The organism is Cellulomonas sp. Leaf334, assembly GCF_001424195.1.
Lineage (GTDB): Bacteria > Actinomycetota > Actinomycetes > Actinomycetales > Cellulomonadaceae > Cellulomonas.
Genome location: NZ_LMOO01000001.1, coordinates 1782963 through 1807244, shown reverse-complemented (window position 1 = coordinate 1807244; position 24282 = coordinate 1782963). Strand labels below are relative to the sequence as shown.

The 24282-nt window shown below is 68.9% G+C and carries 30 protein-coding genes; 21 read left to right on the top strand and 9 right to left on the bottom strand.

Features of this window, described 5'->3' with window-relative positions:
* Positions 1–234 precede the first annotated feature (234 nt).
* The 8 genes from ASF78_RS08175 (at position 235) to ASF78_RS21900 (ending at position 4485) form a co-directional block, all read left to right on the top strand.
* On the top strand, positions 235–765 hold the full coding sequence (locus tag ASF78_RS08175; RefSeq protein WP_056586620.1) for a hypothetical protein: 531 nt from the start codon (positions 235–237) through the stop codon (positions 763–765).
* Complete coding sequence (locus ASF78_RS08170; RefSeq protein ID WP_056586618.1) at positions 762–1175, top strand: hypothetical protein; 414 nt, start codon at positions 762–764, stop codon at positions 1173–1175. Before ASF78_RS08175 ends, ASF78_RS08170 begins: the two co-directional genes overlap by 4 nt.
* Positions 1172–1936, top strand: a complete 765-nt coding sequence (locus tag ASF78_RS08165) for a hypothetical protein (protein WP_156374074.1) — start codon at positions 1172–1174, stop codon at positions 1934–1936. The genes ASF78_RS08170 and ASF78_RS08165 overlap by 4 nt, the downstream gene beginning before the upstream one ends.
* On the top strand, positions 1933–2286 hold the full coding sequence (locus tag ASF78_RS08160) for a hypothetical protein (RefSeq protein ID WP_156374073.1): 354 nt from the start codon (positions 1933–1935) through the stop codon (positions 2284–2286). Before ASF78_RS08165 ends, ASF78_RS08160 begins: the two co-directional genes overlap by 4 nt.
* Positions 2283–2600 carry a type II toxin-antitoxin system Phd/YefM family antitoxin gene (locus ASF78_RS08155; protein WP_056586608.1) on the top strand — a complete coding sequence of 106 codons (318 nt, stop codon included), beginning with the start codon at positions 2283–2285 and terminating at the stop codon, positions 2598–2600. The genes ASF78_RS08160 and ASF78_RS08155 overlap by 4 nt, the downstream gene beginning before the upstream one ends.
* On the top strand, positions 2597–3322 hold the full coding sequence (locus ASF78_RS08150) for a hypothetical protein (RefSeq protein ID WP_056586605.1): 726 nt from the start codon (positions 2597–2599) through the stop codon (positions 3320–3322). Before ASF78_RS08155 ends, ASF78_RS08150 begins: the two co-directional genes overlap by 4 nt.
* Positions 3323–3598: 276 nt before the next feature.
* A complete protein-coding gene (locus tag ASF78_RS22600; RefSeq protein WP_162243345.1) occupies positions 3599–4090 on the top strand; it encodes a hypothetical protein in 492 nt (163 codons plus the stop codon).
* Positions 4087–4485: a type II toxin-antitoxin system prevent-host-death family antitoxin gene (locus ASF78_RS21900; RefSeq protein ID WP_162243344.1), complete on the top strand. Its 399-nt coding sequence runs from the start codon at positions 4087–4089 to the stop codon at positions 4483–4485. Before ASF78_RS22600 ends, ASF78_RS21900 begins: the two co-directional genes overlap by 4 nt.
* Before the next feature lie 555 nt (positions 4486–5040).
* Here the strand turns inward: ASF78_RS21900 and ASF78_RS08130 are convergent.
* From ASF78_RS08130 to ASF78_RS08120, 3 genes are read right to left on the bottom strand one after another with little or no spacing between them, the layout of a single operon-like run.
* Positions 5041–6249, bottom strand: coding sequence for a PrsW family intramembrane metalloprotease (locus ASF78_RS08130; protein WP_056586593.1), 1209 nt, complete (start codon positions 6247–6249; stop codon positions 5041–5043).
* Complete coding sequence (locus ASF78_RS08125; RefSeq protein WP_056586590.1) at positions 6246–6872, bottom strand: hypothetical protein; 627 nt, start codon at positions 6870–6872, stop codon at positions 6246–6248. The genes ASF78_RS08130 and ASF78_RS08125 overlap by 4 nt, the downstream gene beginning before the upstream one ends.
* Before the next feature lie 32 nt (positions 6873–6904).
* Positions 6905–7738, bottom strand: coding sequence for a CPBP family intramembrane glutamic endopeptidase (locus ASF78_RS08120; RefSeq protein ID WP_082494860.1), 834 nt, complete (start codon positions 7736–7738; stop codon positions 6905–6907).
* A gap of 307 nt (positions 7739–8045) precedes the next feature.
* Here ASF78_RS08120 and ASF78_RS08115 point away from each other — a divergent pair, with 307 nt between their 5' ends.
* The 4 genes from ASF78_RS08115 to ASF78_RS08100 all read left to right on the top strand — a co-directional run bounded on the left by ASF78_RS08115 (position 8046) and on the right by ASF78_RS08100 (position 12529).
* Positions 8046–9311 (top strand): DUF1254 domain-containing protein, encoded by a 1266-nt coding sequence (locus ASF78_RS08115; protein ID WP_056586582.1) that lies wholly within the window; start codon positions 8046–8048, stop codon positions 9309–9311.
* A gap of 211 nt (positions 9312–9522) precedes the next feature.
* The gene (locus ASF78_RS08110) at positions 9523–9966 is read left to right on the top strand and encodes a response regulator (RefSeq protein ID WP_056586580.1); all 444 of its coding nucleotides are present in this window, start codon (positions 9523–9525) and stop codon (positions 9964–9966) included.
* A 194-nt stretch (positions 9967–10160) separates the two neighbouring features.
* The gene (locus ASF78_RS08105; protein WP_056586576.1) at positions 10161–11147 is read left to right on the top strand and encodes a phosphotransferase family protein; all 987 of its coding nucleotides are present in this window, start codon (positions 10161–10163) and stop codon (positions 11145–11147) included.
* Complete coding sequence (locus tag ASF78_RS08100) at positions 11144–12529, top strand: MATE family efflux transporter (RefSeq protein WP_082494859.1); 1386 nt, start codon at positions 11144–11146, stop codon at positions 12527–12529. Before ASF78_RS08105 ends, ASF78_RS08100 begins: the two co-directional genes overlap by 4 nt.
* A gap of 267 nt (positions 12530–12796) precedes the next feature.
* On the opposite strand, the gene ASF78_RS08095 is transcribed toward ASF78_RS08100, so the two are convergent.
* The gene (locus ASF78_RS08095; protein WP_162243343.1) at positions 12797–13264 is read right to left on the bottom strand and encodes a MarR family winged helix-turn-helix transcriptional regulator; all 468 of its coding nucleotides are present in this window, start codon (positions 13262–13264) and stop codon (positions 12797–12799) included.
* An 80-nt stretch (positions 13265–13344) separates the two neighbouring features.
* On the opposite strand from ASF78_RS08095, the gene ASF78_RS08090 reads away from it, so the two are divergent.
* The 5 genes from ASF78_RS08090 to ASF78_RS22595 all read left to right on the top strand — a co-directional run bounded on the left by ASF78_RS08090 (position 13345) and on the right by ASF78_RS22595 (position 16081).
* Positions 13345–14208 (top strand): NmrA family NAD(P)-binding protein, encoded by an 864-nt coding sequence (locus tag ASF78_RS08090; protein ID WP_056586572.1) that lies wholly within the window; start codon positions 13345–13347, stop codon positions 14206–14208.
* Positions 14205–14891, top strand: a complete 687-nt coding sequence (locus ASF78_RS08085; RefSeq protein WP_056586569.1) for an NAD(P)-dependent oxidoreductase — start codon at positions 14205–14207, stop codon at positions 14889–14891. The genes ASF78_RS08090 and ASF78_RS08085 overlap by 4 nt, the downstream gene beginning before the upstream one ends.
* A 179-nt stretch (positions 14892–15070) precedes the next feature.
* A complete protein-coding gene (locus tag ASF78_RS23385) occupies positions 15071–15466 on the top strand; it encodes a hypothetical protein (protein WP_369816311.1) in 396 nt (131 codons plus the stop codon).
* 21 nt (positions 15467–15487) lie between these two features.
* A complete protein-coding gene (locus ASF78_RS23380) occupies positions 15488–15745 on the top strand; it encodes a response regulator (protein ID WP_369816319.1) in 258 nt (85 codons plus the stop codon).
* A 72-nt stretch (positions 15746–15817) separates the two neighbouring features.
* The gene (locus tag ASF78_RS22595; RefSeq protein WP_235518445.1) at positions 15818–16081 is read left to right on the top strand and encodes a VOC family protein; all 264 of its coding nucleotides are present in this window, start codon (positions 15818–15820) and stop codon (positions 16079–16081) included.
* A 91-nt stretch (positions 16082–16172) separates the two neighbouring features.
* Here the strand turns inward: ASF78_RS22595 and ASF78_RS08075 are convergent, their stop codons facing one another.
* The 3 genes from ASF78_RS08075 to ASF78_RS08065 are packed head-to-tail and all read right to left on the bottom strand — an operon-like array spanning position 16173 to position 18497.
* Entirely contained in the window at positions 16173–17003 is an 831-nt protein-coding gene (locus ASF78_RS08075) for an ABC transporter permease (RefSeq protein WP_056586567.1), read from the bottom strand.
* Positions 17000–17794 (bottom strand): ABC transporter ATP-binding protein, encoded by a 795-nt coding sequence (locus tag ASF78_RS08070; RefSeq protein ID WP_056586564.1) that lies wholly within the window; start codon positions 17792–17794, stop codon positions 17000–17002. Before ASF78_RS08070 ends, ASF78_RS08075 begins: the two co-directional genes overlap by 4 nt.
* Before the next feature lie 40 nt (positions 17795–17834).
* Positions 17835–18497, bottom strand: a complete 663-nt coding sequence (locus tag ASF78_RS08065; protein WP_056586561.1) for a DUF4097 family beta strand repeat-containing protein — start codon at positions 18495–18497, stop codon at positions 17835–17837.
* A gap of 236 nt (positions 18498–18733) precedes the next feature.
* On the opposite strand from ASF78_RS08065, the gene ASF78_RS08060 reads away from it, so the two are divergent.
* Together ASF78_RS08060 and ASF78_RS08055 are read left to right on the top strand one after the other, a co-directional pair.
* Positions 18734–19453: a helix-turn-helix domain-containing protein gene (locus ASF78_RS08060; protein WP_056586559.1), complete on the top strand. Its 720-nt coding sequence runs from the start codon at positions 18734–18736 to the stop codon at positions 19451–19453.
* Entirely contained in the window at positions 19450–20088 is a 639-nt protein-coding gene (locus ASF78_RS08055; protein ID WP_056586556.1) for an NAD(P)H-dependent oxidoreductase, read from the top strand. Before ASF78_RS08060 ends, ASF78_RS08055 begins: the two co-directional genes overlap by 4 nt.
* A gap of 187 nt (positions 20089–20275) precedes the next feature.
* On the opposite strand, the gene ASF78_RS08050 is transcribed toward ASF78_RS08055, so the two are convergent.
* Positions 20276–20791, bottom strand: a complete 516-nt coding sequence (locus ASF78_RS08050) for a tetratricopeptide repeat protein (protein WP_369816310.1) — start codon at positions 20789–20791, stop codon at positions 20276–20278.
* 29 nt (positions 20792–20820) lie between these two features.
* Here ASF78_RS08050 and ASF78_RS08045 point away from each other — a divergent pair, with 29 nt between their 5' ends.
* Entirely contained in the window at positions 20821–21165 is a 345-nt protein-coding gene (locus tag ASF78_RS08045; RefSeq protein ID WP_056586553.1) for a hypothetical protein, read from the top strand.
* Positions 21166–21191: 26 nt separating this feature from the next.
* A complete protein-coding gene (locus ASF78_RS08040; RefSeq protein ID WP_056586551.1) occupies positions 21192–23096 on the top strand; it encodes an alkyl/aryl-sulfatase in 1905 nt (634 codons plus the stop codon).
* A gap of 33 nt (positions 23097–23129) precedes the next feature.
* Here ASF78_RS08040 and ASF78_RS08035 read toward each other — a convergent pair whose 3' ends face one another.
* Positions 23130–24143, bottom strand: coding sequence for a TIGR00341 family protein (locus tag ASF78_RS08035; RefSeq protein WP_056586548.1), 1014 nt, complete (start codon positions 24141–24143; stop codon positions 23130–23132).
* Positions 24144–24282: the final 139 nt, after the last annotated feature.

Genomic DNA, 24282 nt, shown 5'->3' with positions numbered 1-24282 from the left:
GGACTATCAGTCACCGGACTATGCGTCACGTCTCAGGTGTACCGCAACGTCTAGCCACGCCCGCGCGGCAACTCGGGCAAGGCTGGCGGTCTACCCCCTTGCGAACCTTGATGTGTACGATGAGTCACCGGACTATGAGTCACATGCGCAAGCGCTGGAAGGGGATGCCAGATGGACAGACCTCGCCGAGACGTGGAAGCGACTGGCAGTTCGCCCGGAGGCCTCCAGTCGAGGATGCTGGCCGCCGGCGAGGCGTGGCTCGTCTGGTGCGCCGCCCATGGTGGCAACCCGCTCGACGCGACGGTGGACGACATCCGCCGAGCAGCACTCGACGTGCATGAGCACGGCGGCACGGAAACTGATGTCGTTGATCTGGTCGACCAAGTCGGATTCATGACCGGCCTCTGGCGCAGCACCGAGTGGTTACTGCTCCGCCGCACGATTCTGATCCCTATGGGAGAAGGTCCCCTCGTCCAACGGCGCAGCGAAGTCCGCGTTCAAGACGGTGTCCTCGGGACCCACGACCCGGCGAAGTGCGCCGACGACGATGCCAGCCTCATCCACCGGCCATCGCGCCACCCGCTGCAGTCAGCTCCGATGGCGTGGCACGCCGAACTCGGCCTGCTCGAGCGCATCTGCGGTCACGGAATCCACCACCCGGACCTGGACGCCCTCGCCTACGCCCGGCGAACGCGAGGCACCAGCGTCGGTGATGAGTTCGCCCAGCACGACTGCGACGGATGCTGCGGCAAGGAGAACAGGTGACGGACCGGCCGAGCATGACTGAAGCCAACGAGGGCGGTCCCTCGCTGGGCGGCTCATCAAACGCGCGCCGAGCCTGGATCTGGTGGGGTGAGGCCTGGGTCCTCGGGGTCGTCTGCCTCCTGCAGGTTGGCGTGCTCTGGTCCACGGGCGATGCGCTTCTCGCGATCATCGCCCCGGCGCTCTGGCTGATGGCGTTCGTGATCCTGAAGTGCGAGGCGCGGCTCGAGTTCCGACGTGGCTGGCGCTATGGCTACGAATCGGCAACGCGCACATTCATTCAGGTACGCCAGGGTCAAACACCTGATGTCACTGTTCGGGCGGCCTTCCGCGGTGGTGACCCGACGCCGGAGCCATGGGAGCAGCACATCCCACCGGGCAGCGCCGGCCTCGTGCGTGGGGACTCGTCGTGAACACCAGCGTGCGCGCCGCCATTGGGTGGGACACGTCGTCGGGACGATGGTCGGTCGTGGCAGACGAGCCGTCGCTGGTGACAACAGCCGAGCGGTTCGGTGACTGTTCGGACGCTGCACGTGAGGCGTTCTCCGCTGTCCTGGGCCACCCGGTTCCCGTCGATCTCTACATCAGCGGCGATGTCCTCATTGGCGAACCACCGGCGGCTGGTGGAGGTCGCGAGGGTCGCCCGCGCGACGAGTCGGCGGCGAAGGACGGACCGCGGTTCGGGAGTTTCACTTCCGCTCCCCGGCAAGCCAGCTATGACGACGTGTTCGACCAGAGTGAGATCTGGGTCGACGTGGCAGGGCAGGCCCACATCGTCCGGGAGATGACGACGGCGCACCTCGCGAACGTCTTGCTGTACCTGGACACCACCGCCCCCGATCGACTGACCTGGTGGTACGTCGCCCATGAACTCGCCGAGGATCCCCTGCCGATCTCGTTGCTCGAGCTTGCGCGAGCGCCCCGACCGGAGGCCGTCGAACTGATCCGGTCCCTTTTCATCTACGAAGCGGTCGAGAACGAGATTGCCCATCGTCTCGGGGCGCCCCGGACCGAGCAGGAACCGGTGGCATGGCTGGGAGCGCGGTTTGCCAGCCATGCTGAAGCGAGGCAGGCGTGGTCGCAACGGCACCGGGCCTCGGCGGGCGCCACTGCCTCCTTGTTCGATGTGGCGTGGCACGTGCGCGGCCCGCGACCCACCGCGCCGTCGCCATGACCGACGTGGACGCCACACGTGAGGTGGGTGCGGTCCTGCTCGTCACCGCCTCCGGTGCGCGCCATCTGATCGAGGTTCGAGATCCCGATCTGGCCGCGACGGTCACGCGACTGCCGCCAGACGGCGATGCAGAACCCGGCTACTGGTGGGCCGAGCTGCGGCGGCCTGAAGAGCGGATCGCGCTGTTCGACGTCGGACACATCACCACCGACGGCGAGATCGCCCCCGGCCTCGTCCTCGGTGCGCCAGCGGTCCTCTACCTCGAACCGCTCAACCCGAGGGCCTCTCAGACCATTCGGCTGACCACACCGGTGCAGTCCATCACCCGTCTTGAGAACCGGCCGACATGATCACCGTCTCGGTCACCGAAGCCCGTCGCCCCGCCGCCCGGCTACTCGAGCACGTCGTGGCGACCGGAGAACTCGTCGTCATCACCTACCGGAACCGTCCCGCTGCGGTCATCGCCGTATACCCCTGGTACGCGGCGCGAACCGTCCGCGTGGCACAGCTACGCGAACTGGTCGAGACGATCACGGATCCGTCGCAACTGGCCAACGCAATCGGCGCCCTCCCGGCTATCGAGGAGTTGGAAGCCCAGATCCAAGGGTCCTTCGTCGATGCAGAAGAACCTTCGGCCGAAGACGCCAGAGGAGGTCGATCATGACGATCGAGCCCGTACGTCGGCAGTCCGCGCCGCTCGAACCAGACGTTCGACGGCAACGCGAGGAACTGTTCGCGGAGCTCCGCGCCGAGAGCGAGTGGGCGCGCACCGACCAGATCCAGCGCACGCGTGCGCTCCTGGAGCGGATCCCGGACGGACTGCACGACCTCGACGCAGCTGCGCAGTGCGGCTGCGCGTGTCACCCGACCCCAGGCACACCCATCCACGGGGGCCTGCCCTGCCAGTGTCAGAGACCACCGGCGGACGGACTCAGCCTGGCGGAAATCATGGAGACCGCTGGCCCCACCCAGCCCGAAGACGACGGCGGTTCCAACGAGGAACTCGAGCAGGCGGCTCTCGAGTTCGGGATCGAAGCGCGCGAGGTTGTCCCCGGCGGACCATGGGTGGTGAGCGGCTCGTGCGACGGGCTCGGCTACTACCTCAGGGACCGCGGCGATCGGTTTCGCGTCGTCGTCGCTCCAGATGAGGACCCCAACCTGGATCCGTGGGAGGCGCCGCCGGAGCAAGTCACCCTCGAACTGGCTTCCGGTTCGTCCCACAGCCTGTGGGACGACGGACACCTGAGCCCACGCCTGGCGCTTCGGCTCGTGGCGTCGGTCGTCCGCACGTACCGACGTCAGCAGGCGTGTACCCATCCCCACTCGTCGATCGACCGCTTCTGTGCCCTCTGTGGCGCCAACATGGTGGAGCCGTGGACGCCATGATCTGGCACCGCAGAGCCAAGTGCGCGCCGCTCGTCGCGGAGCCGACCGACAACAGGAAACCGCGATCGCTGGTGTTCAACCCGCGCCTGTTCATGATTCCTGGTGGTACCAGAGGCGATGAGCGGCGGCTCCGTGAACGCCTCGCGCGAGCCGAGCGGGAGGGGCTCATCACGATCGAAGAGAACTGGCCTCCCGGGGACCCGGCACTCGTGGACGGCCCACGCCCCACAGCCTCGGGCCGGTCAGTCGACGACACCAGTGTCGGGCGAGGTGCAGGTGAACACTGACGAGGCGCCTGGCGGTCAGCTTTCCGACGGGTCGACTCCGCCCGCCCTAGCAGTCGATCCGCCACAGACTGCGCAGGCTGTCGCTCGCGCAAACAACGAGGAGGGGCAAGCCGGAAGGACGCCCGAGTCCGTCTCCGAGCCCAACGCTCAAGCGACCCTCGATACTCGCCACGCGCAGGGCACGTGGGCGATCCGCAGCGCGTCGACCACCGTCTACTACCTCGACCTCGATCGGCGACTCCTCCTCCGAACGCCGGGCCCAGGATCGAGTACAGGTCCTTACGACCACCAGTGGGTAGCCCTCGTCGATGTCGATTCACTCTTGGGCGACGGAATCATCCGGATCGGTGAGCGCCCGTGCTACTTCACCGATCCAGATGCCTCGTCGGACGCCTATCGCTGGTGGGTCCAGCGAACCGTCACCTGGATCGAGCGGCTCGACGTTGCGCCCGGGGGCCCGCGAAAGGACAACGCCGAGTGATTGCTGTCAAGGCAAAGCTGCCGCGAAACGCCCGACCCGGCAGGTGGGTCCGAGTCCACGAGATCGACCTACCAGAGTCGGTGCAAAGGTTGCCCATAGGGAAGGTCGTCACTGTCCGCGATGCCCGTGGTAGCGGTGACCACCGCGCTGTCGTGGACCAGGTCGACCGCGATGACCTCGGCAGGCGGTACTGGCTGCTGCTCATTGCCCCACGCGTGGAACTGCGAGAGGCCAAGAAGGTGCTGGGCACGCTCGTCGATCACGTCGTCGCGAGCGACGAGAGGATCACGATCACGCGCCGCGGCAAGCCGATGGCGACGATGATCAAGTGGCTGCACTCCGGGCTCCCACCGCACCCGACCGAGCAGGAGGACGGACCCGGGGACGACGACTAGCTCGACCTGTCCTAGTCAGTATTAGTCGAGATGTAGGACGGCTCGGGTGCCGCTCCGCGCTCACGCCACGAGCCCGACGTCTTGGTGGGCAGTGCAACCGGCGAATCGCAGGCGACCTGGTCCGGCCCCGCACACGAAGGGGGGGTGGTGTGCGGGGCCGACGTCCACCGACGCTACTCGCGGAGTTTCGCCTCGCCATCCCGCTACTGCGGGTTGGCGAGAAAGTCGTCCATCGCCAGGATCTGGAGCAGGAACCGGACCGTGGGTGAAGCGGTGACCGTCACCGGGCCGATGGCGTAGCACCGGGCGATGAGCGCACACCGGTGGAGTCCATGGTCGTGCGCCGCGATGTACTCGCTTCCAGGTTCGCCTCCAGCTGTGCGAGCCACGGCACGGACTCGACGTCGTCCTTGCACTGGGCGTCGATCACCGCGGTGGCCACTCCGGGCCGTTGCTGGCCCGTGCCATCGGAGACGGCCCAGGGGCTCGGAGACTCATCTCTCTGCGAGCCTGAACGCACCGAGCGCAACCACACCTGCATCTAGTAGGCGGGGCCTACCGGCCCGCGACGGACTCTTGGGCAGCATTGCGTAGTCGGGCTACCTCGTCGCGTGCATGAGCGACTCTAGGTGTGTCGCCGCCGCCGGCGTCGGCGACGTCGTGCGTGAGGTCGAGCACTGCCCGGCGCACATGCCTGCGCGCTCGCTTGGCACGCCGGTTCGGTGCCGACTTCTTGAACCTCTTGCGGGCCTTTCGGTCGACGACGGCGTCGAGCTCGTCGGCCGTCACATGACCGTCCCGCACCTCGGGGCCGAGGATGTCGCGGACGAACTGGTGCTCCGCCGGTGCGGCCAGGCGGAACGCGACCGCGAGCAGGACGAAGGCGACCGTGGCGGACAGGATCCACACCAGGAACACCCCGGGTCCGTTGCCCCCCAGTGCGCCGGCGTCGTCCCAGGTGAAGTGCAGGAACATGCCGGCCAGGATGAACGCCACACCGCGCCCGACACGTCGGGGCTGGGCGATGGTCCCGATGAGGTAGACGGCGCCGCAACAGACCAGTGCGCTGAACAGCGGGTGGGACACGAAGCCTGCGCCGAAGCGGGTGAAGGACATCTGCACCGCGTGGCCGAGGGGGTCGGTGCCGAACTCGGTGCCTAAGGAGTTCGCCTCGTAGAGGAAGTCCTCGAACGCGGCGAACCCCAGGCCGATGAATGCCCCGATGACCAGGCCGTCGTTGGCGGTGCGGATCAGTCTCGGGGCCAGGCCGAGCAGCAGGATGAAGCCGCACAGCTTGGCGGACTCCTCGGTGAAGGGTGCGGTCAGCCCGGCTGCCCATTTCGAGGCCCATTCCTGGCCCTGGAGCTTGGCGTAGAGGCTGAGCATCGCGGTGTTCACGGTCAGGGCGAACGCGAACGTGGCGGGGATGGCCCCCCAGATGGCAGCGGCGACGACCAGGCCCAGGGGCTGCCGCTCCCAGCGGTCGATGTGTCGCAACCACAGCCACCAGGCGGCGAAGAAGATCAAGGTGAGTGCCGCACTGATCGCCAGGGCTTCGGCGTAGAAGGCGACGTTGGGGCCGAAGTAGGACCAGATCTGGACGATGCCGACGGCCGTGATGGCCAGGTAGACCCAGAAGCAGAGGTTGTGCGGCTGGACGAACGTGAACTTCTCGCCCCAGCCGGAGATCTCCAGAGCGGCGGCCTGCCGTCGACGCGCCTCGTCGTCCACCTGCCCGGCGGGGGGCGTGGAGGTCGTGGTCACGATGCGCTCCCGTCGGTCTGGCTGGTGCCGATGCTGGTGATCATGCCGTGAAGGTCATCGGCAGCAGCGGCCATCTGCGCTGGTGGTCCGTAGGCAGTGACCTCGACGCCGGTCCCGTCGATGACGAACGCCGCGACCACGCCGTCGCCTTGCACGCTGCTGTAGGCCTGGGTCACACCGACCTGCCCGTCCGCCGTCGGAATGGTGCTCTGGTCACCTGAGACGCGGAACGTGGGGTCGCCGGTCGAGCTCGTGACCTTCGCGATCTGGGTGACGAGTTCCGCTGGGGTGCCGTCGAATGAGTCCGCCACGATCGAGAGGGTGACCGAGTCGTGCACGAGGACGACCTGGCCGCTCTGGCCGACGGTTCCGCCGACCCGCTCACCCTCTTCGAGGTTCCACCCCGTCGTCGGGGTGAACGTGACGTCTCCGGCTATCGCCACCTGGTCCCCGGCCTGGATGGGATCGTCCCAGGCGACCGCGTCGTCGATTCGCGGGATGATGACCGTGGCGATCAGGAACACCGCCACGACGAACAGGGCGTGCGGGAAGGTGCGCCTGTCCATCCCGAAGAAGCGGTGCTCGACCGGGACCCGAACCTGACCAGCATCGACCGACGCCATTCGACTTCCTCCCCCTGCGTGCCGCCAGAGTTTCAGGCTCGTGCCCTTCCCGCCACAGGAGCGGCGGCGGTCCGGGCTCTGCGGCTCTCGCGAATAATGGATACGACCAGCCCTATTGCGGCGACGCCGAGGACGACGGCAGCGCCAATAGCCCACGGCGGCATGTCACTGGCTGTGCTGTCAGCGTTACCGTTGGCGGCGAACAATGCGAAGTCGTTCAGCGCGTGCACAGCGATGGCCGCCCACAGGAACCCGGTGGCCCGACGCACGGCGTAGTAGATGGCGCCGAAGAACCCGGCGAACGCGGCCTGCACGACGACGCCACCGAGCGGTGCCCCGTGCAGCAGGTTCAGAGAATGCAGCAGGGCGAACACCACGCAGGTGAGGAAGAACGCGCCGATCTCCGGCATGGAGCCGCGCGCGCCGACCAGCAAGATGCCACGGACCGCCAGCTCCTCCGTGAGGCCGACCAGCAAGAAGCTCGCCACACCCACGAGCAGGTAGCTCGCCGACAGGTCCCAGTCGACTCCGCTGATGGTGCCGGCCACCACGACGAGGTAGCACACGGGGAAGACCCACCACCACCGGGGAACCCGGTGATCAGCGTCCTCCCGCGAGACCGCCCTTCCCCAGCCGGACCAGCGCACGAACACGACCATCAGAACCGCGATGATGCTCAGCGGCACGACATGTGTTCGGACCAACGCGAGCGTCGGATCAGTGATCTCACCGTCCTGGCTTCCTGGCAAGACGTCATCGAGCGCGACCAATGCCGCGAAGCCCGCGACCACGGCCAGCCCGACCCACACCGAGGGACGCACTCGCACCGAGCCGCCTTCTGGGTGTCGAGTAACGAACGCGTCCATGAAACCCCCTGGCGGGCGAGACGACGCGAACCGGGCGCGCCGACGGCGCGGAGTCGCGACGGTGGGAGGTCGAGCCGATCACTCCGGACCGCGCACCTTGCTCGTCGCGTCACCCCGGCGGTGCTTGCGACGTTACTGGCTCGTAGCGGTCAGCGCGCGGCGGCCGCACTGCCACGTGGTCATCCTGCGCCCAGGTTGTGGTGCACCCGGATCGCCCTAGACGGCCGCGCCTGAACTGCACTCGTAGCCGCTGACTAGTTGCGTCCGCCGGATCTCACGACGCACGGTGCGCCCTTATCGTCGGGGTATGAGCGATGTGAGCGAGCCGGGGACCGAGGCGTACCTCTACTACTACCCGCTGGTGGAGAACCTGCGGCAGGTCCGCAGGTACACAACAACCGGCGTCGGCTCCAACCCGCCCGCACCGTTCAACACGTTCTCCCACTCGCGCAACCTCGCCGGGCCGCAGGACACGTTCGTGACGATCAACAACGACACGGTGTACTCGATGGCCCAGCTCGACCTGTCGATCGGTCCGGTGATGCTGGACGTCCCCGCCACCGGGGACCGGTACTACGTGCTGCAGTTCGTCGACGCCTGGACCAACAACATCGCCTACGTCGGCACGCGCGCGACCGGCAACAGCGCGGGACGCTTCGTCGTCGTGCCGCCCGGCTGGGACAGCGAGCTGCCCGAGGGGGTGCCCCAGATCGCGGCGTCGACGAACGTCGTGACCATCGTCGGCCGTATCGCCTGCGGCGGGCCCGACGACATCGCCGCCGTGGTCGCACTCCAGGACGGTTTCGTCCTCACTCCGCCCGAGGGGACGGGCGCCGGGTTCGCGGAACTGGGCCACGGGCTCGACGACGATGCGCGGTTCTGGTCCGAGGCGCGGGCGTGGTCTGCCGCGTTCCCGCCCCCGGGGTCGGACGACGACTCGGCGTACGCCGCCGTGCTCGCAGCGGCCGACGCTCCGATCGCGCCCGGCATCGAGCGGCTCGAGTACCTCACGCACCACGGTTCGTCACCAGTAGTCAACGGGTGGATCGTCGGGCTGCACCTGTTCGACTACAACGTGCATGCCCTCGGGCTCGGCACGATCGACGAGGACCGGTGGAAGATCGCCGACCCCACCGCCCGCATCATCGACCGCGCCGTCGCGTGCCGGCTCGGCCTGTGGGGCAACCACGCCTACGAGGCCGTCTACGCCCAGGCGTTCGCCCTGCCGGACGGGTCGCCGTTGCTCGGCTCGACCACCACCACGCTGACCTTCCCGACGCCGCCGCCCGTCGGCGCCTTCTGGTCCATCACGATGTACGACATCCCCCGGTACTTCCTCGTGGCCAACTCGATCGACCGGTACTCCGTCGGAGACCGCACGCCAGGCATCCGGTACGCCGACGACGGCTCGCTCACCCTCACCATCAGCGCCGCAGAACCGACCGACGCGCTCGCCCGCGCGAACTGGCTGCCCGCCCCGTCCGAGCAGTACCGGCTGGTCTTCCGGCTGTACATCCCAGGAGCCGCAGTGCTCGACGGAACGTACGACTTCCCTCCGCTCGTGGCTCGCTGAGCCCGAACAAATCCCTGCCACCATATGACCGAGTGGGGAAGGTCGGCGGTGGTGGTGCGGGCCATCTGTCGAGATGCACAACAGGTTGCCTGACGGCGAGCGTGGTACCTCTACTGGATGCCCACGCTAGTTAGCGCGGGGTCGACGTGCGGGCCGCCACTCATTGACCAAGTGGCCGCGAGGCAGCGCCTCGAAGCCTCATCATGTGTCCATGAACCCCATGCCCGACGGCTCGGTCCTGCTCGTCGAAGACGATCCCGGCGACCAGCTGCTGGTCCGTGAAGTCTTCGAGCACCACGGGCACGCGGCAGCACTCGTCATGGTCGACGACGGCGAAGAAGCGCTCGACTACCTTTACCGGCGCGGCGCTCACACCTCGGCGAGACGCCCAGCCCTGATCCTGCTCGACCTGAACCTGCCGAAGGTCAACGGACGCGAAGTGCTTGAGCAGATCAAGACAGACCCTGCCCTGGCCCCGATCCCCGTGGTTGTGCTCACCACGTCGGATGCCGAAGAAGACATCGTCCGCATGTACGCCGCCCACGCGAACGCCTACGTCTCCAAGCCCATCGACTGGGACCAGTTCACCGCCGTGGTGCAACACATCACGGGCTTCTACCTCGAGCTCGTCCGGCTGCCCGCACCGGTTGCCTGAGTCACGGCCGGTCCCGATCCGCATCGCGAGGGCAGCGCATTTGGTGGAGCGCTCCTGCGCGTCAACCGCACCGCGATTCTCGCGCTCCTGGTGACCAGAATGGTGTCCGACGCGGACCTAGAGTTGCCGCACGATTCGGCCTCCGACGAGGCGCGTCTCAGGGCCGGACAGCCCCGCACCCGGATGAGGACTCAATGGAGAGCATCACCAAGAACCGCCAGACGCCGGCGACGCTGCGGGCGATGGTCGAGCGCGCCTACGGCGCCGAGCAGGTGCCCACGGGCGACCCTGACACGTGGCTGGAGGAGCTGGGGCACGGCTGGTTCAACGTCGCCTACCGGATCCTGCTGCGTGACGGACGGGCCGTGGTCGTGAAGATCGCGCCGCCGCGGGACGTGCCGGTGCTGACCGCCGAGCGCGGCGCGATGCGCATCGAGCTCGACTCGCTGGCGCTGATCGCAGCACGCACCGACGTCCCGGTCCCGCAGGTCGATTACGCCGACCTGAGCCAGGAGCTGGTCGACGCCGACTACTTCTTCATGCCGTTCGTCGACGCGGACAACTTCGGCATCATCACCAAGGACCTGAGCACCGAGCAGCGCGACGCGTACAACGAGGCGCTCGGCGCCGCCAACCGCGAGCTGAACTCGATCCGCGGCGACTGGTTCGGACCGCTCGCCGGCCCAGGCGACCAGTCCTGGCGAACCGCGTTCACCGGCATCGTCGAAGCCAACCTGGCCGACGGGGAGGCCCGCAACGTCGACATCGGCCGGGACTACGACGACATCCGCAAGATCGTCGCCCTGCACGCCGACGTCCTCGACGACGTCACCGAGCCCAGGTTCGTCGAGTGGGACCTGTGGGACTCCAACGTCATGGTCCGCGACGGCAGGATCCTCACGATCATCGACCACGAACGCGCCCTGTACGGGGACCCGCTGATGGAGGCCGGCTTCGCTGCCATCGACCTGCCCGACTTCGGCGACTCGACCGCGTTCATGCGCGGCTATGGCTATGAGGAGCTCACCCCGAGGGAGCAGACGCGCCGGCGCCTGTACAGCCTGCACCTGGTCGTGATCATGGCGATCGAGACGGTCTATCGCGGACACACCACACCCACCCAGTACGACTGGGCGCGCGGGCAGATCGATCGGATGATGCGGATGCTCACCGAACCGTGAGCACCGGGGACTCCGGCGCGCCGACGCGGAGGACGCTCGACGCCGCTGCCCTGGGTGAACGGCCCGTGGGGCGGCTGCTGTGGCACGCGTGCACCCAGACCACCATCGCGGTCGGGGTCTACGGGATCTACGCGCTGACCAATGCATGGTTCGTCGCCCGCGGCGTCGGGACGACCGCGATGGCGGCGGTCAACCTCGTCGCCCCGTTGCTCCTCGCGCTCGGCGCGGTCTCGACCGCCCTCGGCGTCGGAGCAGCCTCGGTCGTCTCCCGGCACCTCGGCGCCGGCGACACGAGCACCGCCGCACGTGCCGCCGGGAACGCCTTCACCGTGTTCTGGGCCGCCGCCGTGACGATCACCGTGGTCGGGCTGAGCGGGCTCGAGCCGCTCCTGCGGTTGCTCGGCGCCCAGGGGGAGACCCTCGCCTATGCACGCGACTACGCCGTGATCATCCTGGCCGGCGCGATCGTCTCGACCGGGTTCTCCAGCCTGGTGCGCGCCGAGGGTCGGATGCGGTTCGCCACGATGCTGTGGGTCGTCCCGGTCGCCGTCCAGATCACCCTCGATCCGCTGCTCATCTTCGGGCTGGACCTTGGTGTCCGTGGAGCCGCGCTGGGCACGGTCGGCGGCCAGGCCGTCTCCGCGGCCATGAGCATGTGGTTCTTCTTCGCCCAGCGGGACCGGCCCTATCGCATCCGCAGCTCCGACCTGCGTCCTCACCTCCCGACGGTCCGCACCCTCGTGGGCATCGGCGCCCCCTCGTTCCTCGCCGGCTTCGGCGCCACCCTGCTCGTGGTGGTCGTCAACACCACGCTGTCCCGGGTGGCCGTCGCCACCGCGGCTCTGGCTGCGTTCGCGATCTGCTCCCGCATCCAGACGTTCGTCGCGATGCCTCAGCTCGGCATCAGCCAGGGGATGCAGCCGATCGTCGGGTACAACGCCGGTCGCCGGCTCGCCGCACGCGTCCGGCGCGCCCGGACCCTGTCGCTGCGCGCCACCCTCGTCTACAGCACCGCCGCCGCCGGCTCCGTCGCGCTGCTCGCCGAGCCCATCGCCGCCGCCTTCGTCGACGACGCCGCCGTGCGCTCCGAGTCCGTCGACGCTCTACGGATCCTGGCGATCGGGTTCGCCGCAGCCGGTGTCACACCACTGGTCTCTGCGTACTTCCAGGCTCTCGGCCGACCACGACCGTCCTACGTCCTCTCGGTCGGGACCCTCCTGCTCGTCAAGGTCCCGCTCGTGCTCGCCCTCGGCCACGTCGGCCCCACCGGGACCTGGGTAGGCCTCGCCGCGGGCGAGCTCATGTCCGCGGGCATCGCCCTCCTGGTCCTGCGTCGCCTCGATGTCACGGCCGCGCGGGGCCGGGACTACTCGAGCGGCTAGGTCGGGTGACCGATCAGTGGGTGAGATCGCCGGGATCGGCCCCAGGGCGCCGGCACACATGGCGGCGTTCAAGGCGCCCGGCACCGCATCGCTCATGCCGCCGTCGCACGTCTGACCAGGACCTGGCGACCAACAGCGCACTGACTACCGGGGCGGAGTCCACCTCGGGACAGAGCGGTGCTGAAACTTGTCGCAACGTGAGTCCGCAACCAAGAAGCGCCACCGTAACGGCGCTGACCGATAGCACGGCCGCTACCGGGCGGTCGCTCACGCGTCCCGAGAGACAGCGCGATCGACACCGGCGGCCGCGTCGTCGACTTCGTCGGCAAATCTTGTGAGCAGTGTCGCCAAGGCCGTCTGGTCGGAGCGGTCCCAGTGCGAGATCAGTGCATCGAGGCGTGACCACCGGAACATGCGTGCGCGTTCGGCCAGCGTCTCGCCGTTCGTCGTCAGTCGGACGCCCTGCTGACGGGAATCGCGAGCGGTGCGTTCCGCCATTCCCGTGCTGACTGCGCGATCGACGAATCGGCTCGCGGTCGAGTGCGCGACGCCCAGATCCCGCGCGATCTTTCCGATCGAAACCGCGTCGCCACCTCGCAGAAGCGCCTCGACGACCAGGAGCGTTGACAGATCGACCGGGGGGTGCTCCTGCCAGCCGGCCTGAGGCTCGAGCTGGCGCGGCGGCTCGAAGAACCGGCGCAGGCGCAATAGAGCTTGATCCAGCTGCTCGGACACCTCGGGATCCCGCTCTGCGCTCCCCACGGCACCAACCTTAACGGTGTATGTACGATGCATACGTCGACGGGGGAACTGACATGACCGTGCTCGTCACCGGTGCCACCGGGAACGTGGGCAGCGTCGTACTGAGCGAGCTGCTCGCCTGCAACGCCGACGTGCGTGCGGCCACGCATGGTGGCCGTTCGATCGCCGGTGCGCCCACGGTGCGGTTCGACTTCACCGACCAGGCCACGTGGGCGCCGGCCTTCGCCGGCGTCGACGCGATGTTCGTGGTGCGCCCCCCAGCGTTGGGCAACGTCAAGCGCGACCTGCTGCCGGCCCTGGGCGCAGCTCTCGACACCGGCGTGCGGCACATGGTCTTCCTGTCCTTGCAGGGCGCAGAGAAGAACCCCGTGGTCCCGCACGCGAGCGTCGAGAGATGGATGCGATCCTCCGGTGTCGACTGGACGTTCGTGCGGGCCTCGTTCTTCCACCAGAACCTGAGCACCACCCACCTGACCGATGTGCGCGACCGTGCCGAGATCGTCGTGCCCGCCGGCCGCGGTGCGACCGCGTTCGTCGACGCCGAGGACGTCGGCGCCGTCGCCGCCGCGGCCCTGCTCGACCGCGACGCTCACGCGAACCGGGCGTGGACGATCACCGGGAACCAAGCCCTGACCTACACCGAGGTCGCCGACGTACTCACAACCGAGCTTGGTCGGCCCATCCACTACGCCCGGCCAGGAGTGTTGCGCTACGCCCGACACGCCCACCGCAAGCTGGGCATGCCCTGGGGCATGGTCGCGGTCACCACCGCGATCTACACCACGGCCCGCCTCGGCCTGGCCGACTCCCTGAGCGACGACCTGCGCACCGTCCTGGGACGAGACCCGATCGACTTCGCCACCTTCGCCCATCGAGAGCGCGCCGTCTGGCAGCCCACCGCTGGGCGAAACCGATGAGGATCGCCGTCCTCGGCGCCACCGGCCGCACCGGCGCCCTCCTTGTCGACAGCGCCTTGCGCCGAGGACACAGCGTCAACGCCCTGGCCCGCGACCGCGCCCAGCTCACCGGACGCCCCGACATCCGCGCCGTGATCGGAGACGCCCGAGCGCGGGAGACGCTCACGGAGTTGCTGCAGGGTGCTCAGGCCGTGATCTCCACGCTCGGCCCTCGCGGTCGCGACCACACCCTGCAGACGACCGTGGCCACGACCTTGGTCGACGCCATGACCGAGTCTGGGGTGCACCGGTTCATCGGGGTCAGCGTGGCCGGGCTCGACGTCCCCGGCGACCACAAGGGCAACCGGGACAAGGTGATCGGCGCCCTGGTGCGCACCCTTGCTCGCGGGGCAGCCCGCGATCGGGCCGGCGAGTTCACCGCCTGGCAGAACAGTGACCGAGCCTGGACCCTCGTGCGCGTGCCGCGCCTCGTCGACGGCCCGACAACCCAGGGGTCGACCTCGACGCCCACACCCCACCGCGGAGCACCACCCTGCACCGCGCTGCACTGGCGGACCTCCTGGTCGACCTCGCCGTGGACGGCCGACTCCACACCCAAGCACCGTTCGCTGGAGACGGCGACTCACGAGCCCGATGACGCCCAATCCGCGGAGGTCGGTTCCAGGTGTCGACGTAGAGAGTGAGCACTCCCGGCGCAGTCGTGAGGCCCTGGCATCCATCCCGCCCCGGCGGCGGACACCAGCGCCAGGCTGACCCGGCTCCAGGCAGTACAGGCACAGCCCGCATGTTGTCCACGACCAGCTCGGGTCCGGGCAGTCTGCTCGAATGGGCCGCGCCACGGACGCAGCAAGGAGGGGCGACGATGCCCGGACGCATTGAGGACTACTTCGACGACCGGTTCTGGCCCCAACGCACCGACCTCCCGGATGCCCGCTCCACGTCCTTTCGACGCCTTTTGCCCCCGGAGTCCTCGCCGACGATGCGGACCTGCCAGACGCCGAACGCTGACCGGGCACGTTGCACCTGTGGCCATGCCACTGCGCGTCCCGAACCGACCACAGGACTGACCGCGATGACCCGCACTGTGCCCATGCCCGCTCCCGCCGCCTTGCCCGACTCGGTCCTACTTGTCGAAGACGACGCCGGCGACCGGCTGCTCGTGCAGGAGGTCTTCGACCAGCAGGGCCTCGCCCAAGCACTCGCGAGCGTCGAGGATGGGGAAGCCGCCCTGGACTACCTCTATCGCCGAGGACCGTAGGCCACGGTCAAGCGACCGTCACTGATCCTGCTGGACCTGAACCTGCCTACGGTCAACGGCCGTGAGGTGCTCGAGCACATCAAGACCGAGCCCGAGTTGGCCTCCATCCCTGTCGTGGTCCTGACCACGTCAGAGGCCGAGGAAGACGTCGCGCGGATGTACGCCGCCCACGCGAACGCCTACGTCGCCAAGCCCTTGAACTGGGACGAGTTCACTACGGCGGTTCGCCGTATCGGCGACTTCTACCTCGACGTCGTGCGGCTCCCTGTCGGAGAGTAGTCCGCGGTCCTCGCCGACCTTCCAGCCATCGGACGCCTGCCTCTGTACGGCTCCGCGGGGGCCCGGTCGACAGTGTCGAGCGTCGTCGGCGAGCCCGGATCGGCCTGGTCATCGGGCACTTGTCACCTGCATCTTCGTGGTCCTGCTGGTCAAAGCCCACGACCGAAGCTCCGACTGCACATCGACATCAGCCCCACCGACCGAGACCAGGAGGCCAAGCTCGAACGGCTCGTGCGGCTCGTCGCGCCCTGCACACATCGGTCAGAGCGGTCAGAATCCTGGCACGTGCTCCTCGACCCCGAGGGCGACGATTTTGCCTCCTGCTCCGCCGTCTGAGCTGAGGTTCGAGCGGGACGAGAGGTTCCCTCGACGACGGGGATCGAACCGGAACTGACCCGGTTCGACCCCCGGCGCTCGACGGAAGGTCTCAGATGCGCCGCTCGCGGCGGTAAAGCGATCGCGCCCAGGCGTAGCCGGCAACGCCGATCACGAGGCACCAGCCGACGGCCAGCATCGCGGTCGAGTTGTCGGGGTTGCCGGCGAGCAGGCCGCGGACGGTCTCGATGATGGGCGTGAACGGCTGGTGCTCCGCGAACCAGCGCACCGCGGTCGGCATGGTCTCCACCGGGACGAACCCGCTGCCCAGGAAGGGCAGGAGCAGCAGGATCATCGGTGCGTTGCTGGCTGTCTCCACGCTGCGCGCGTTCAGGCCCATGGCGACGCACAGCCAGTTGAGGGCGAGCCCGAGCAGGATGAACAGGCCGAGCAGCGCCACCCAGTCCAGGGCGTCGGCGTCCGGCCGGTATCCCATCGCCACGGCTGCCCCGAGGACGAGCACGAGCGCGGCGAGCGCCTGGACGACGAACCCGAGGACCATGCCGGACAGCACGGAGCCCGAGGAGATCGCCATGGTCTTGAACCGCGCCATGATGCCGCCGGCTGCGTCCATGGCGGCGCTCGTGGCGACGGACGTGGCACCTCCGACGATGGTGATGACCAGCAGCGTCGGCGTGATGTAGTCGAGGTAGGCCGCACGGCCGTCGGCCCCCGGGGTGACACCGGGAGCCACGCCGACGCCGAACGCTCCGCCGAAGACGTACACGAACAGCACCAGCATCACCAGCGGGCCGGCGACGAGGAACACTGTCAGCCCCGGGTAGCGCACCGCACGAAGCAAGCTGCGGCGCAGCATGGTCAGGACATCCGCCACCGGGCGCGGGCGCGTCGTGACGGGGGCGAGCGTGGCGAGGGTGGTCATCGGACGGTCTCCTTCGTGGTGTCGGTGTCGTCGTGGGTGGGCGGCTCGGTGAGTGCGAGGAAGACGTCGTCGAGCGAGCCGGCGTCGTGCACGGCCTTGAGCTCCGCTGGCGTGCCTTCGGCCACGATCCGGCCGGCGTGCAGCACGGCGACCGAGTCGGCGAGCTGGTCGGCCTCTTCCAGGTACTGGGTGGTGAGCAGGATGGTGGTGCCGCCGGCGACGAGGGCGCGCACCTCGTCCCACAGGGTGCGACGGCTGCGCGGGTCGAGTCCGGTGGTCGGCTCGTCGAGGAAGACGACGGACGGGGACCCGACGAGGGTCATGGCGAGGTCGAGCTTGCGCTTCATGCCGCCGGAGTAGGTGGCCACGGGCTTGGCCCCCGCTTCGGCCAGGTCGAAGCGCTCGAGGAGCTCCGCCGTGCGCCGTCGGCCGGCGACCCGGCCGAGGTGGTTCAGCTCGGCCATGAGGCGCAGGTTCTCGGCACCGGTGAGCAGCTCGTCGACCGCCGTGATCTGGCCGGTGACGCCGATCGACGCCCGCACGGCGTCCGGGTCTCGGGCGACGTCGTGCCCGGCGACGCGGACGGTGCCGGCGTCGGCCGCCAGGAGGGTGGTCAGGACGCCGACGGCGGTGGTCTTGCCGGCGCCGTTCGGGCCGAGCAGGGCGGTGACGGTACCGGCGGGGACGACGAGGTCGACGCCGTCGAGCACGAGCTGTTCGCCGGCCTTGGACCGGTAGGACTTGCGCAGGCCGGCGACCTCGATCGCGGGCCCGGCGGTGGGGCTGGACATGGGCGCTCCTTCGGTGTGATGGGAGTGATGAGTACGCGCGTCAGACGGTGTGTGCGGCGATGTCTCCGTACGCCGTGGTGGCGTGGATCTGCAGTTCCGGCGTGCCGCCGGTGCTCGTCAGCGCGTTCCGCACCCGGCCGTAGGACGTGCCGGCGTCCAGGGAGGCGGTCACGCCGGTGGCCGCGCCGATCGAGATGTTCCCGGCCTGCGTGCTCAGCACCACCGTGCCGCGGACGGCCTCGGCGACGCGGATGTCCCCCTTGGCGGTGCTGATCTCGGCCGGTCCGGCGAGACGTCCGACCGTGATGTCGCCGTCGAGGGCGGCGAGGTGGACCGTCGCGGCCTCGTCGAGCGCGATCGGGCCGTACGAGCTGGTGACCGTGACGTCGCCGAGCCGGCCGACGCCGCGCAGCTCGGCGCCAGCGTGGGACTCGATGCGGGAACCCGCGGGCAGCTGGATGGTGACCTTGACGGACCCCGAGGGGCCGAGGGCCTGGTGCTTCACCGGGGTGCTGATCCGCAGAGCACCGTCGCGGAGGTCCACGACGGTCTGCTCGGCGGCCTTGACGTCGCGGCTCTTCGAGGCGTCCGCGGGGCGAACCTCGACCGTCGTGTCGGTACGGTCCGCAGCGATCAGCTGGACCCCGCCCGCCGGGACGTCGAGGGTGAGGGAGATGGTGGTGGGGGTGTCGAACGTGTACACGGTGATCAGCTCCTGGGCGGTGAGTTCTTGGTGTTTCCGACATCGCAAACGCTACGGTGCGTTCACCACTCACGCAACACTCAGTTTTGCACTGGACATGTATGTTAGCAGATCAGCGCCTACAAACTGTTGCAACGAGAGACGAACTAACGCAATGCTGCCGTAGTTGCACCGTTGCAACGGACGAGAAGTGAACGCTAAGGTGGCGACACAGCGGAGCGGGGAGGGGATCGACGATGCCGGGAGGCAGGCTCACGCAGCAGGAACGACAGCAGATCGCGCTCGGCCTAGCGGACGACCTGCCCTACGCACAGATCGCGCGTCGGCTCGACCGGCCGACGTCGACGATCACCCGCGAGGTGCTGCGGAACGGCGGTCCCAGCGGGTACCGCGCGGATCTCGCGCACCGCGCCACGGAGCGCCGAGCGCGACGCCCGCGGCAACCAGCGCCCGGCCGCGCGTCGCCCCCGGCACGGGGTCACGGACGCGACTCCGCCGCGGTGCGGGAGTACGAGGAGACCTTCACCACGCTGTTCATGCAGTCGGGGCTGCCCCGCATCGCCGCCGGGGTTCTCACCTGCCTCTACACCACCGACTCGGGCAGTCTCACCGCCGCGGAGCTGGCCGAGCGGGTCGAGGTCAGCCCCGCCTCCATCTCTAAGGCGATCGCGCTGCTGGAGAGCCAGGGCCTCGTCGTCCGGGAGCGTGGAGAGGGCCGCCGGGAGCGGTATGTGGCCGACGGGGACGTCTGGTACCAGTCGATGATCGCGGCCGCGCGGTCCAACGCTCAGCTCGCCGAGACCGCGCGGCAGGGCGTGAGCCTGCTCGGTCGCGACAGCCCGGCTGGGGTCCGGCTGGAGAATATGGCGCGCTTCCTGGACTTCGTCGGCGAGAGCATCGTCCGCGCCGCGGAACAGGCCCGCGAGCTACTCAGCACGGACTCGGCTGCCACATGACGGAACCGACCGTGGTGCTCCTCGTGGCACATCCCCGTCCAAACAGCTTCAACCACTCCCTCGCACGCAGGCTGCGGGCAGCACTGGAGTGCGAGGGCGCACGGGTGCACTTTCACGACCTGCACGCCGAGGGCTTCGACCCCCTGCTGGCCCCGCAGGAGTCGTACGTCGTCGGTCACGGGCTCAGGCTGGCGGCCGCGTCCAGCGACCCGCTCCTCGCCCAGCACCGTGCGCAGATCGCTGCCGCCGATGCGCTGGTCGTGGTGCATCCGAACTGGTGGGGCATGCCGCCGGCGATCCTGACCGGGTGGTTGGACCGAGTCCTGGTTCCCGGTGTCGCGTACACCCTGTCGACGGCAGGAGGGCACCCCGAATCCCTGCTGCGGATTCGCCGCCTGCTGGTCGTGAACACCACCGACACCCCCGCCGCCCGGGAGCAGGAGGTCTTCGGCGATCCGCTCGCGCTGATCTGGGAGCGCTGCGTGGGCAGCTACCTCGGGTCCGCGGACGTCCCGACCCGCGTCGAGCGTCACGTCCTGGCGTCGGCGAACGAGGTAGGCGCCGAGCAACGACGCCAATGGGTCCGGGATGTGGGCGACGCCGGCGCACGGCTGGCCAGCGACCTGCGGTCGTAGATCGCCGCCGCACTCGTACGGACGTCAGGTCGCGTAGGCAACTGTTCCCTTCAGGACTTCATGCGGACCGATGCCCCGACACGGCGACCCTTGGGTCCGTGGGTCGGGGTCCATCGAGATGAGCAGCTCGCTTCGTCGTCCTGTGTCCTCGCTGGACGATCGTGATCTGACCGGCGGCGCCGGCGTATCAGCTGGCCGACGTCATCCCCGACGACGTGCCAGAAGTGGGCAACTGGGAGGCGTAGTAGTCCAGGGCACGCCGGTAGCCGGGCAGGGTGGGCGTCAGCGCATGCAGGGCGGTAGCGAGCGCCTCGCCGGGCTGCCCGGCATCGAAGAGTGCGAGGGCAAGGAATGCTCCACGTGCGGCCCCGACGGCAGGGTGGTCTGGCGCAGCTCGGAGCAGCTCGACCGCCGCGATCGGGTCGCCGACGTTGCGCAGCGAGCTGGCGAGCTGCACGATCGCTCGCGCTTCCCGCTCGGGGTCGAGCCCGGCCGCCAGAGCCTGGCGGTAGAGCGGCACCGCTTCCGCCTCCAAGCCGACGGAGTCGTGGGCGCCTGCCCACTCCAGCAGCGCCGCCGGGTCTCCTACGGGACGCTCCGCGACAAGGGCCTTCATGCCCTCGAGAACGGCCTCGGCGTCATCGTCATCGGCGGTCTCCCAGAACTGATCGACCCGTCTGCTCCACCTCTGCAGTTCAGTCACGGGTACAGCATCTCAGCCGGTCGTTCCCCATGGTCGCGTCGATCCTCGGGGCGCCGGAACTCTTCGTGGCGCACCGCGAAGGCTGGGACGCCGCGGGGCCGGGCCCCAGGGCCGCCCTACAAGTGCAGGCGAACCTCGACGCCGACGTGCGCGAGGGCCGGCTGGACACCGACGGCGACACGAGTGGCCACTCGGACCGCGAGACGCCGGATCTCGACCCGCCGGAAGGAGCCGATGAGAACAGTGCCTGCTGGTCGGTGTTGCGCGTGCTTTCGTCCCGGGATTGGCTGGGAGCGGGTCACCCTCGCACCACGGTCACGAAGCGAGCGCTTCAGGTCCACCTCGGCGGTGCCCTCCTGTCCGGAAAAGCCTGACGACCTCAACGTGGAGATGAGCGCGAATGTCCCAGCCCAGCGATGGCGCCTCGACCAAGTCAGCTTCCCAGGGGATCGTCGAGCAGCACGCGAAGTTACTCGCAAGCCTGCCATTCTCAGACACGACGGATTTCGACGATGCCACTCGCGGGCTGCTCGCGACGAGGACGCCCAACGCCATCACCGACGCGTCCGGCACCGTCGTGTGGGACAACGACACGTACGACTTCCTCAACGGAGACGCCCCGGACACGGTGAACCCGAGCCTGTGGCGCCAATCGCGGCTGAACGCCATCCAGGGCCTGTTCGAGGTGGTTCCGGGCATCTACCAGGTGCGTGGCTTCGACCTGTCCAACGTCACGTTCATCGAGGGCGACACGGGCGTGCTGGTGCTGGACCCTTTGGTGACCGAGGAGACGGCTGCTGCCGCCCTGGCTCTCTATCGGGAGACCCGCGGCGACCGACAAGTCACCGGCGTGCTGTACACGCACCCGCACGTGGACCACTTCGGAGGTGTCCGAGGCGTGGTGTCGCAGGAGGACGTGGACTCGGGCCGGGTGCCGATCATCGCCCCCGAGGAGTTCACCGAGCACGCCGCGTCCGAGAACGTCTACGCCGGGACCGCGATGGCTCGTCGCTCTGCCTACATGTTCGGCGCCGCGCTCGCTCGCGGGCCGCAAGGCGCCGTCGGTACCGGCCTGGCGCAGACAGTCGCGACGGGCAACATCACCCTCATCGCACCGACCCTGAGCGTGACGGCGACGGGCCAGGAGGAGACGGTCGACGGGGTCCGGATGGTGTTCCAGATGGCCCCGGGAACGGAGGCGCCGGCGGAGTTTCTTGTCTATTTCCCCGAGCACAAAGCACTGTGCGCGGCGGAGGACGCCACCCACACGTTGCACAACTTGCTCACTTTGCGCGGGGCACTGGTGCGCGACGCCCACGCGTGGTCTCAGTACCTCACCGAGACCATCGACCTGTTCGGGAACGACGTCGAGGTCGTGTTCGCCTCCCACCACTGGCCCACGTGGGGCAACGAGCGGGTCGTGCGCTTCATCTCCGAGCAGCGGGACCTCTACGCCTACCTGCACGACCAGACGTTGCGCCTGATCAACAAGGGATGGACCGGGATCGAGATCGCCGAGGAGCTTGCGCTGCCTCCAGCGCTGGAGAACGCCTGGCACGCGCGCGGCTACTACGGGTCCGTCAGCCACGACATCAAGGCGATCTACCAGCGCTACATGGGTTGGTACGACGGCAACCCCGCTCACCTGTGGCAGCACCCACCCACAGAGCAGGGCAAGCGGTACGTCGAGCTGGGCGGCGGCGCCGACGCCGTGGTGGACAAAGCCCGTGCGTCGTTCGAGGTGGGCGACTTCCGATGGGTCGCGGAGATCCTCAGCCACGTGGTCTTCGCCGAACCTGATCACGCTGCGGCGCGCGAACTGCTCGCCGACACCTTCGAGCAGCTCGGCTACGGCGCCGAGAACGGCGTGTGGCGCAACATCTACCTCTCCGGCGCCACCGAACTACGCCAGGGGAAGTTCGGCACCCCCACCGTCTCGGCGTCCGCAGACGTCATCTCCGCGCTCACACCGGACATGCTCTTCGACGCCATCGCGATCCAAGTGGACGGACCGCGGGCCTGGGATGAGGCGCTCACCATCGACGTGGTGCTCACCGACACGGATGAGCGCTACAGGCTGCGCCTCGCCAACGGGGTCCTGACGTACAGCAGCGCAACTCAGCGCGGGAGCGCCGACGTCACGCTGACGACGACAGTTCGTGCTCTTCCGGCGCTCGTAGGTGGCCTTTCGGTCGACGCCCTCCAGGACGCAGGGATCCGCCTCGAAGGAGACGAATCTGTTCTCGGTCGGCTCCTTGCAACCCTTGATCCGGGCGACAAGGACTTCTCGATAGTCACGCCCTGACGCCTGCTCCCACGGACGACTGCGCCGGGTCGGTCAGCCGGGGCCGACCCGGCCCACCTCCTGGCGGTCGCCGAAGCTGGTCACGACGACTACCGGCGTCCCGCGTGGCACCGCGTCCTCGAGGGAGCGGATCAGGACGTCGGTGTCCGGGAGGTCACCCTGTGTCCGGATGTCGATCTCGACCTGCGAGCCGCTGTACGACACCTGGGTGACGTTCGCCCCGGCGACGCCCGCGAGCCAGGCGTCGGCCGCTCGCTCCACCCGCTCGGACTTCAGGGCGACCTGGTAGGTGAAGACGGTGTTCCCGACGAGCGGGAGCGCGACGATCACCAGGACCACGACGATCGTCGCGTAGGTGCGGCGCCGGGTCGGCTGCTCCTGGCCCACGGTGGCGACCCCGTACCCGGTGATCGCGAACACCAAGGTGCCGGCGAGGACGAGGGCTACCGCGTTCGACAGGAACAGCAGGAACGCGCCGCCGGCCAGGCCGGGTGCACCGTCGCCGAGGCACACCCCGACCACGGCGAGCGGCGGGACGAGCGAGATGGCGATGGCGACTCCCGGCAGGACCGCCGCGACGTCCCGGCGGGCCAGCGCGATCGCGCCGGCGAACCCGGTGGCGACGGCGGCGATGAGGTCGAGCAGGCCGGGTGAGGTGCGCGAGGTGATCTGACCGTTCGACAGCAGGTCGAACGAGGTGGGGAGGGCGACCGAGAACAGGGCACCCACCGCGACGACGAGGACCACTCCCAGGGTCACGATCCACGCGGACCGGACGGCCGAGCGGGGTGCACCGCGGGCCAGTCCCAGGGCCAGGCCCATGATCGGTGTCGACAGCGGCGCGATGATCATCGCGCCGATGACCGTGGCGGTGGAGTCGGCCAGCACCCCTGCCGTCGCGATGACGGAACTGAGGAGGAGCATCGTCCAGAAGGCCGAGCGCTTCGCCGACACGTCCCCGGCGAGCATGTCCAGGTCGGCGGTCAGGTCGTCGTTCGTTCGACGCTGGCTGTCCGGGAGCACGCGCCGCAGGACGTTCCATGCCATCTCCGCATCGTCGCAGCGTCCCCCGGTCGGCGGCTCGCGACATGCCGTCGCCACGAGGTCGCGCGCCCCGTCAGCCGTCCCGGGGCACAGACGCGAGAGCGAGGGCACCGAGCAGCAGGAGGAGCACGGTCAGCGCGTC

Excerpts from the sequence above, each read along its gene's own strand:
- ASF78_RS08175 (WP_056586620.1), top strand. The coding sequence starts at position 235 with ATGCTGGCCGCCGGCGAGGCGTGGCTCGTCTGGTGCGCCGCCCATGGT.
- ASF78_RS08160 (WP_156374073.1), top strand. The coding sequence starts at position 1,933 with ATGACCGACGTGGACGCCACACGTGAGGTGGGTGCGGTCCTGCTCGTC.
- ASF78_RS08155 (WP_056586608.1), top strand. The coding sequence starts at position 2,283 with ATGATCACCGTCTCGGTCACCGAAGCCCGTCGCCCCGCCGCCCGGCTA.
- ASF78_RS08150 (WP_056586605.1), top strand. The coding sequence starts at position 2,597 with ATGACGATCGAGCCCGTACGTCGGCAGTCCGCGCCGCTCGAACCAGAC.
- ASF78_RS08125 (WP_056586590.1), bottom strand. The coding sequence starts at position 6,872 with ATGGCGTCGGTCGATGCTGGTCAGGTTCGGGTCCCGGTCGAGCACCGC.
- ASF78_RS08120 (WP_082494860.1), bottom strand. The coding sequence starts at position 7,738 with ATGGACGCGTTCGTTACTCGACACCCAGAAGGCGGCTCGGTGCGAGTG.
- ASF78_RS08115 (WP_056586582.1), top strand. The coding sequence starts at position 8,046 with ATGAGCGATGTGAGCGAGCCGGGGACCGAGGCGTACCTCTACTACTAC.
- ASF78_RS08110 (WP_056586580.1), top strand. The coding sequence starts at position 9,523 with ATGAACCCCATGCCCGACGGCTCGGTCCTGCTCGTCGAAGACGATCCC.
- ASF78_RS08105 (WP_056586576.1), top strand. The coding sequence starts at position 10,161 with ATGGAGAGCATCACCAAGAACCGCCAGACGCCGGCGACGCTGCGGGCG.
- ASF78_RS08090 (WP_056586572.1), top strand. The coding sequence starts at position 13,345 with ATGACCGTGCTCGTCACCGGTGCCACCGGGAACGTGGGCAGCGTCGTA.
- ASF78_RS08085 (WP_056586569.1), top strand. The coding sequence starts at position 14,205 with ATGAGGATCGCCGTCCTCGGCGCCACCGGCCGCACCGGCGCCCTCCTT.
- ASF78_RS23385 (WP_369816311.1), top strand. The coding sequence starts at position 15,071 with ATGCCCGGACGCATTGAGGACTACTTCGACGACCGGTTCTGGCCCCAA.
- ASF78_RS08075 (WP_056586567.1), bottom strand. The coding sequence starts at position 17,003 with ATGACCACCCTCGCCACGCTCGCCCCCGTCACGACGCGCCCGCGCCCG.
- ASF78_RS08070 (WP_056586564.1), bottom strand. The coding sequence starts at position 17,794 with ATGTCCAGCCCCACCGCCGGGCCCGCGATCGAGGTCGCCGGCCTGCGC.
- ASF78_RS08060 (WP_056586559.1), top strand. The coding sequence starts at position 18,734 with ATGCCGGGAGGCAGGCTCACGCAGCAGGAACGACAGCAGATCGCGCTC.
- ASF78_RS08055 (WP_056586556.1), top strand. The coding sequence starts at position 19,450 with ATGACGGAACCGACCGTGGTGCTCCTCGTGGCACATCCCCGTCCAAAC.
- ASF78_RS08045 (WP_056586553.1), top strand. The coding sequence starts at position 20,821 with ATGGTCGCGTCGATCCTCGGGGCGCCGGAACTCTTCGTGGCGCACCGC.
- ASF78_RS08040 (WP_056586551.1), top strand. The coding sequence starts at position 21,192 with ATGTCCCAGCCCAGCGATGGCGCCTCGACCAAGTCAGCTTCCCAGGGG.
- ASF78_RS08035 (WP_056586548.1), bottom strand. The coding sequence starts at position 24,143 with ATGGCATGGAACGTCCTGCGGCGCGTGCTCCCGGACAGCCAGCGTCGA.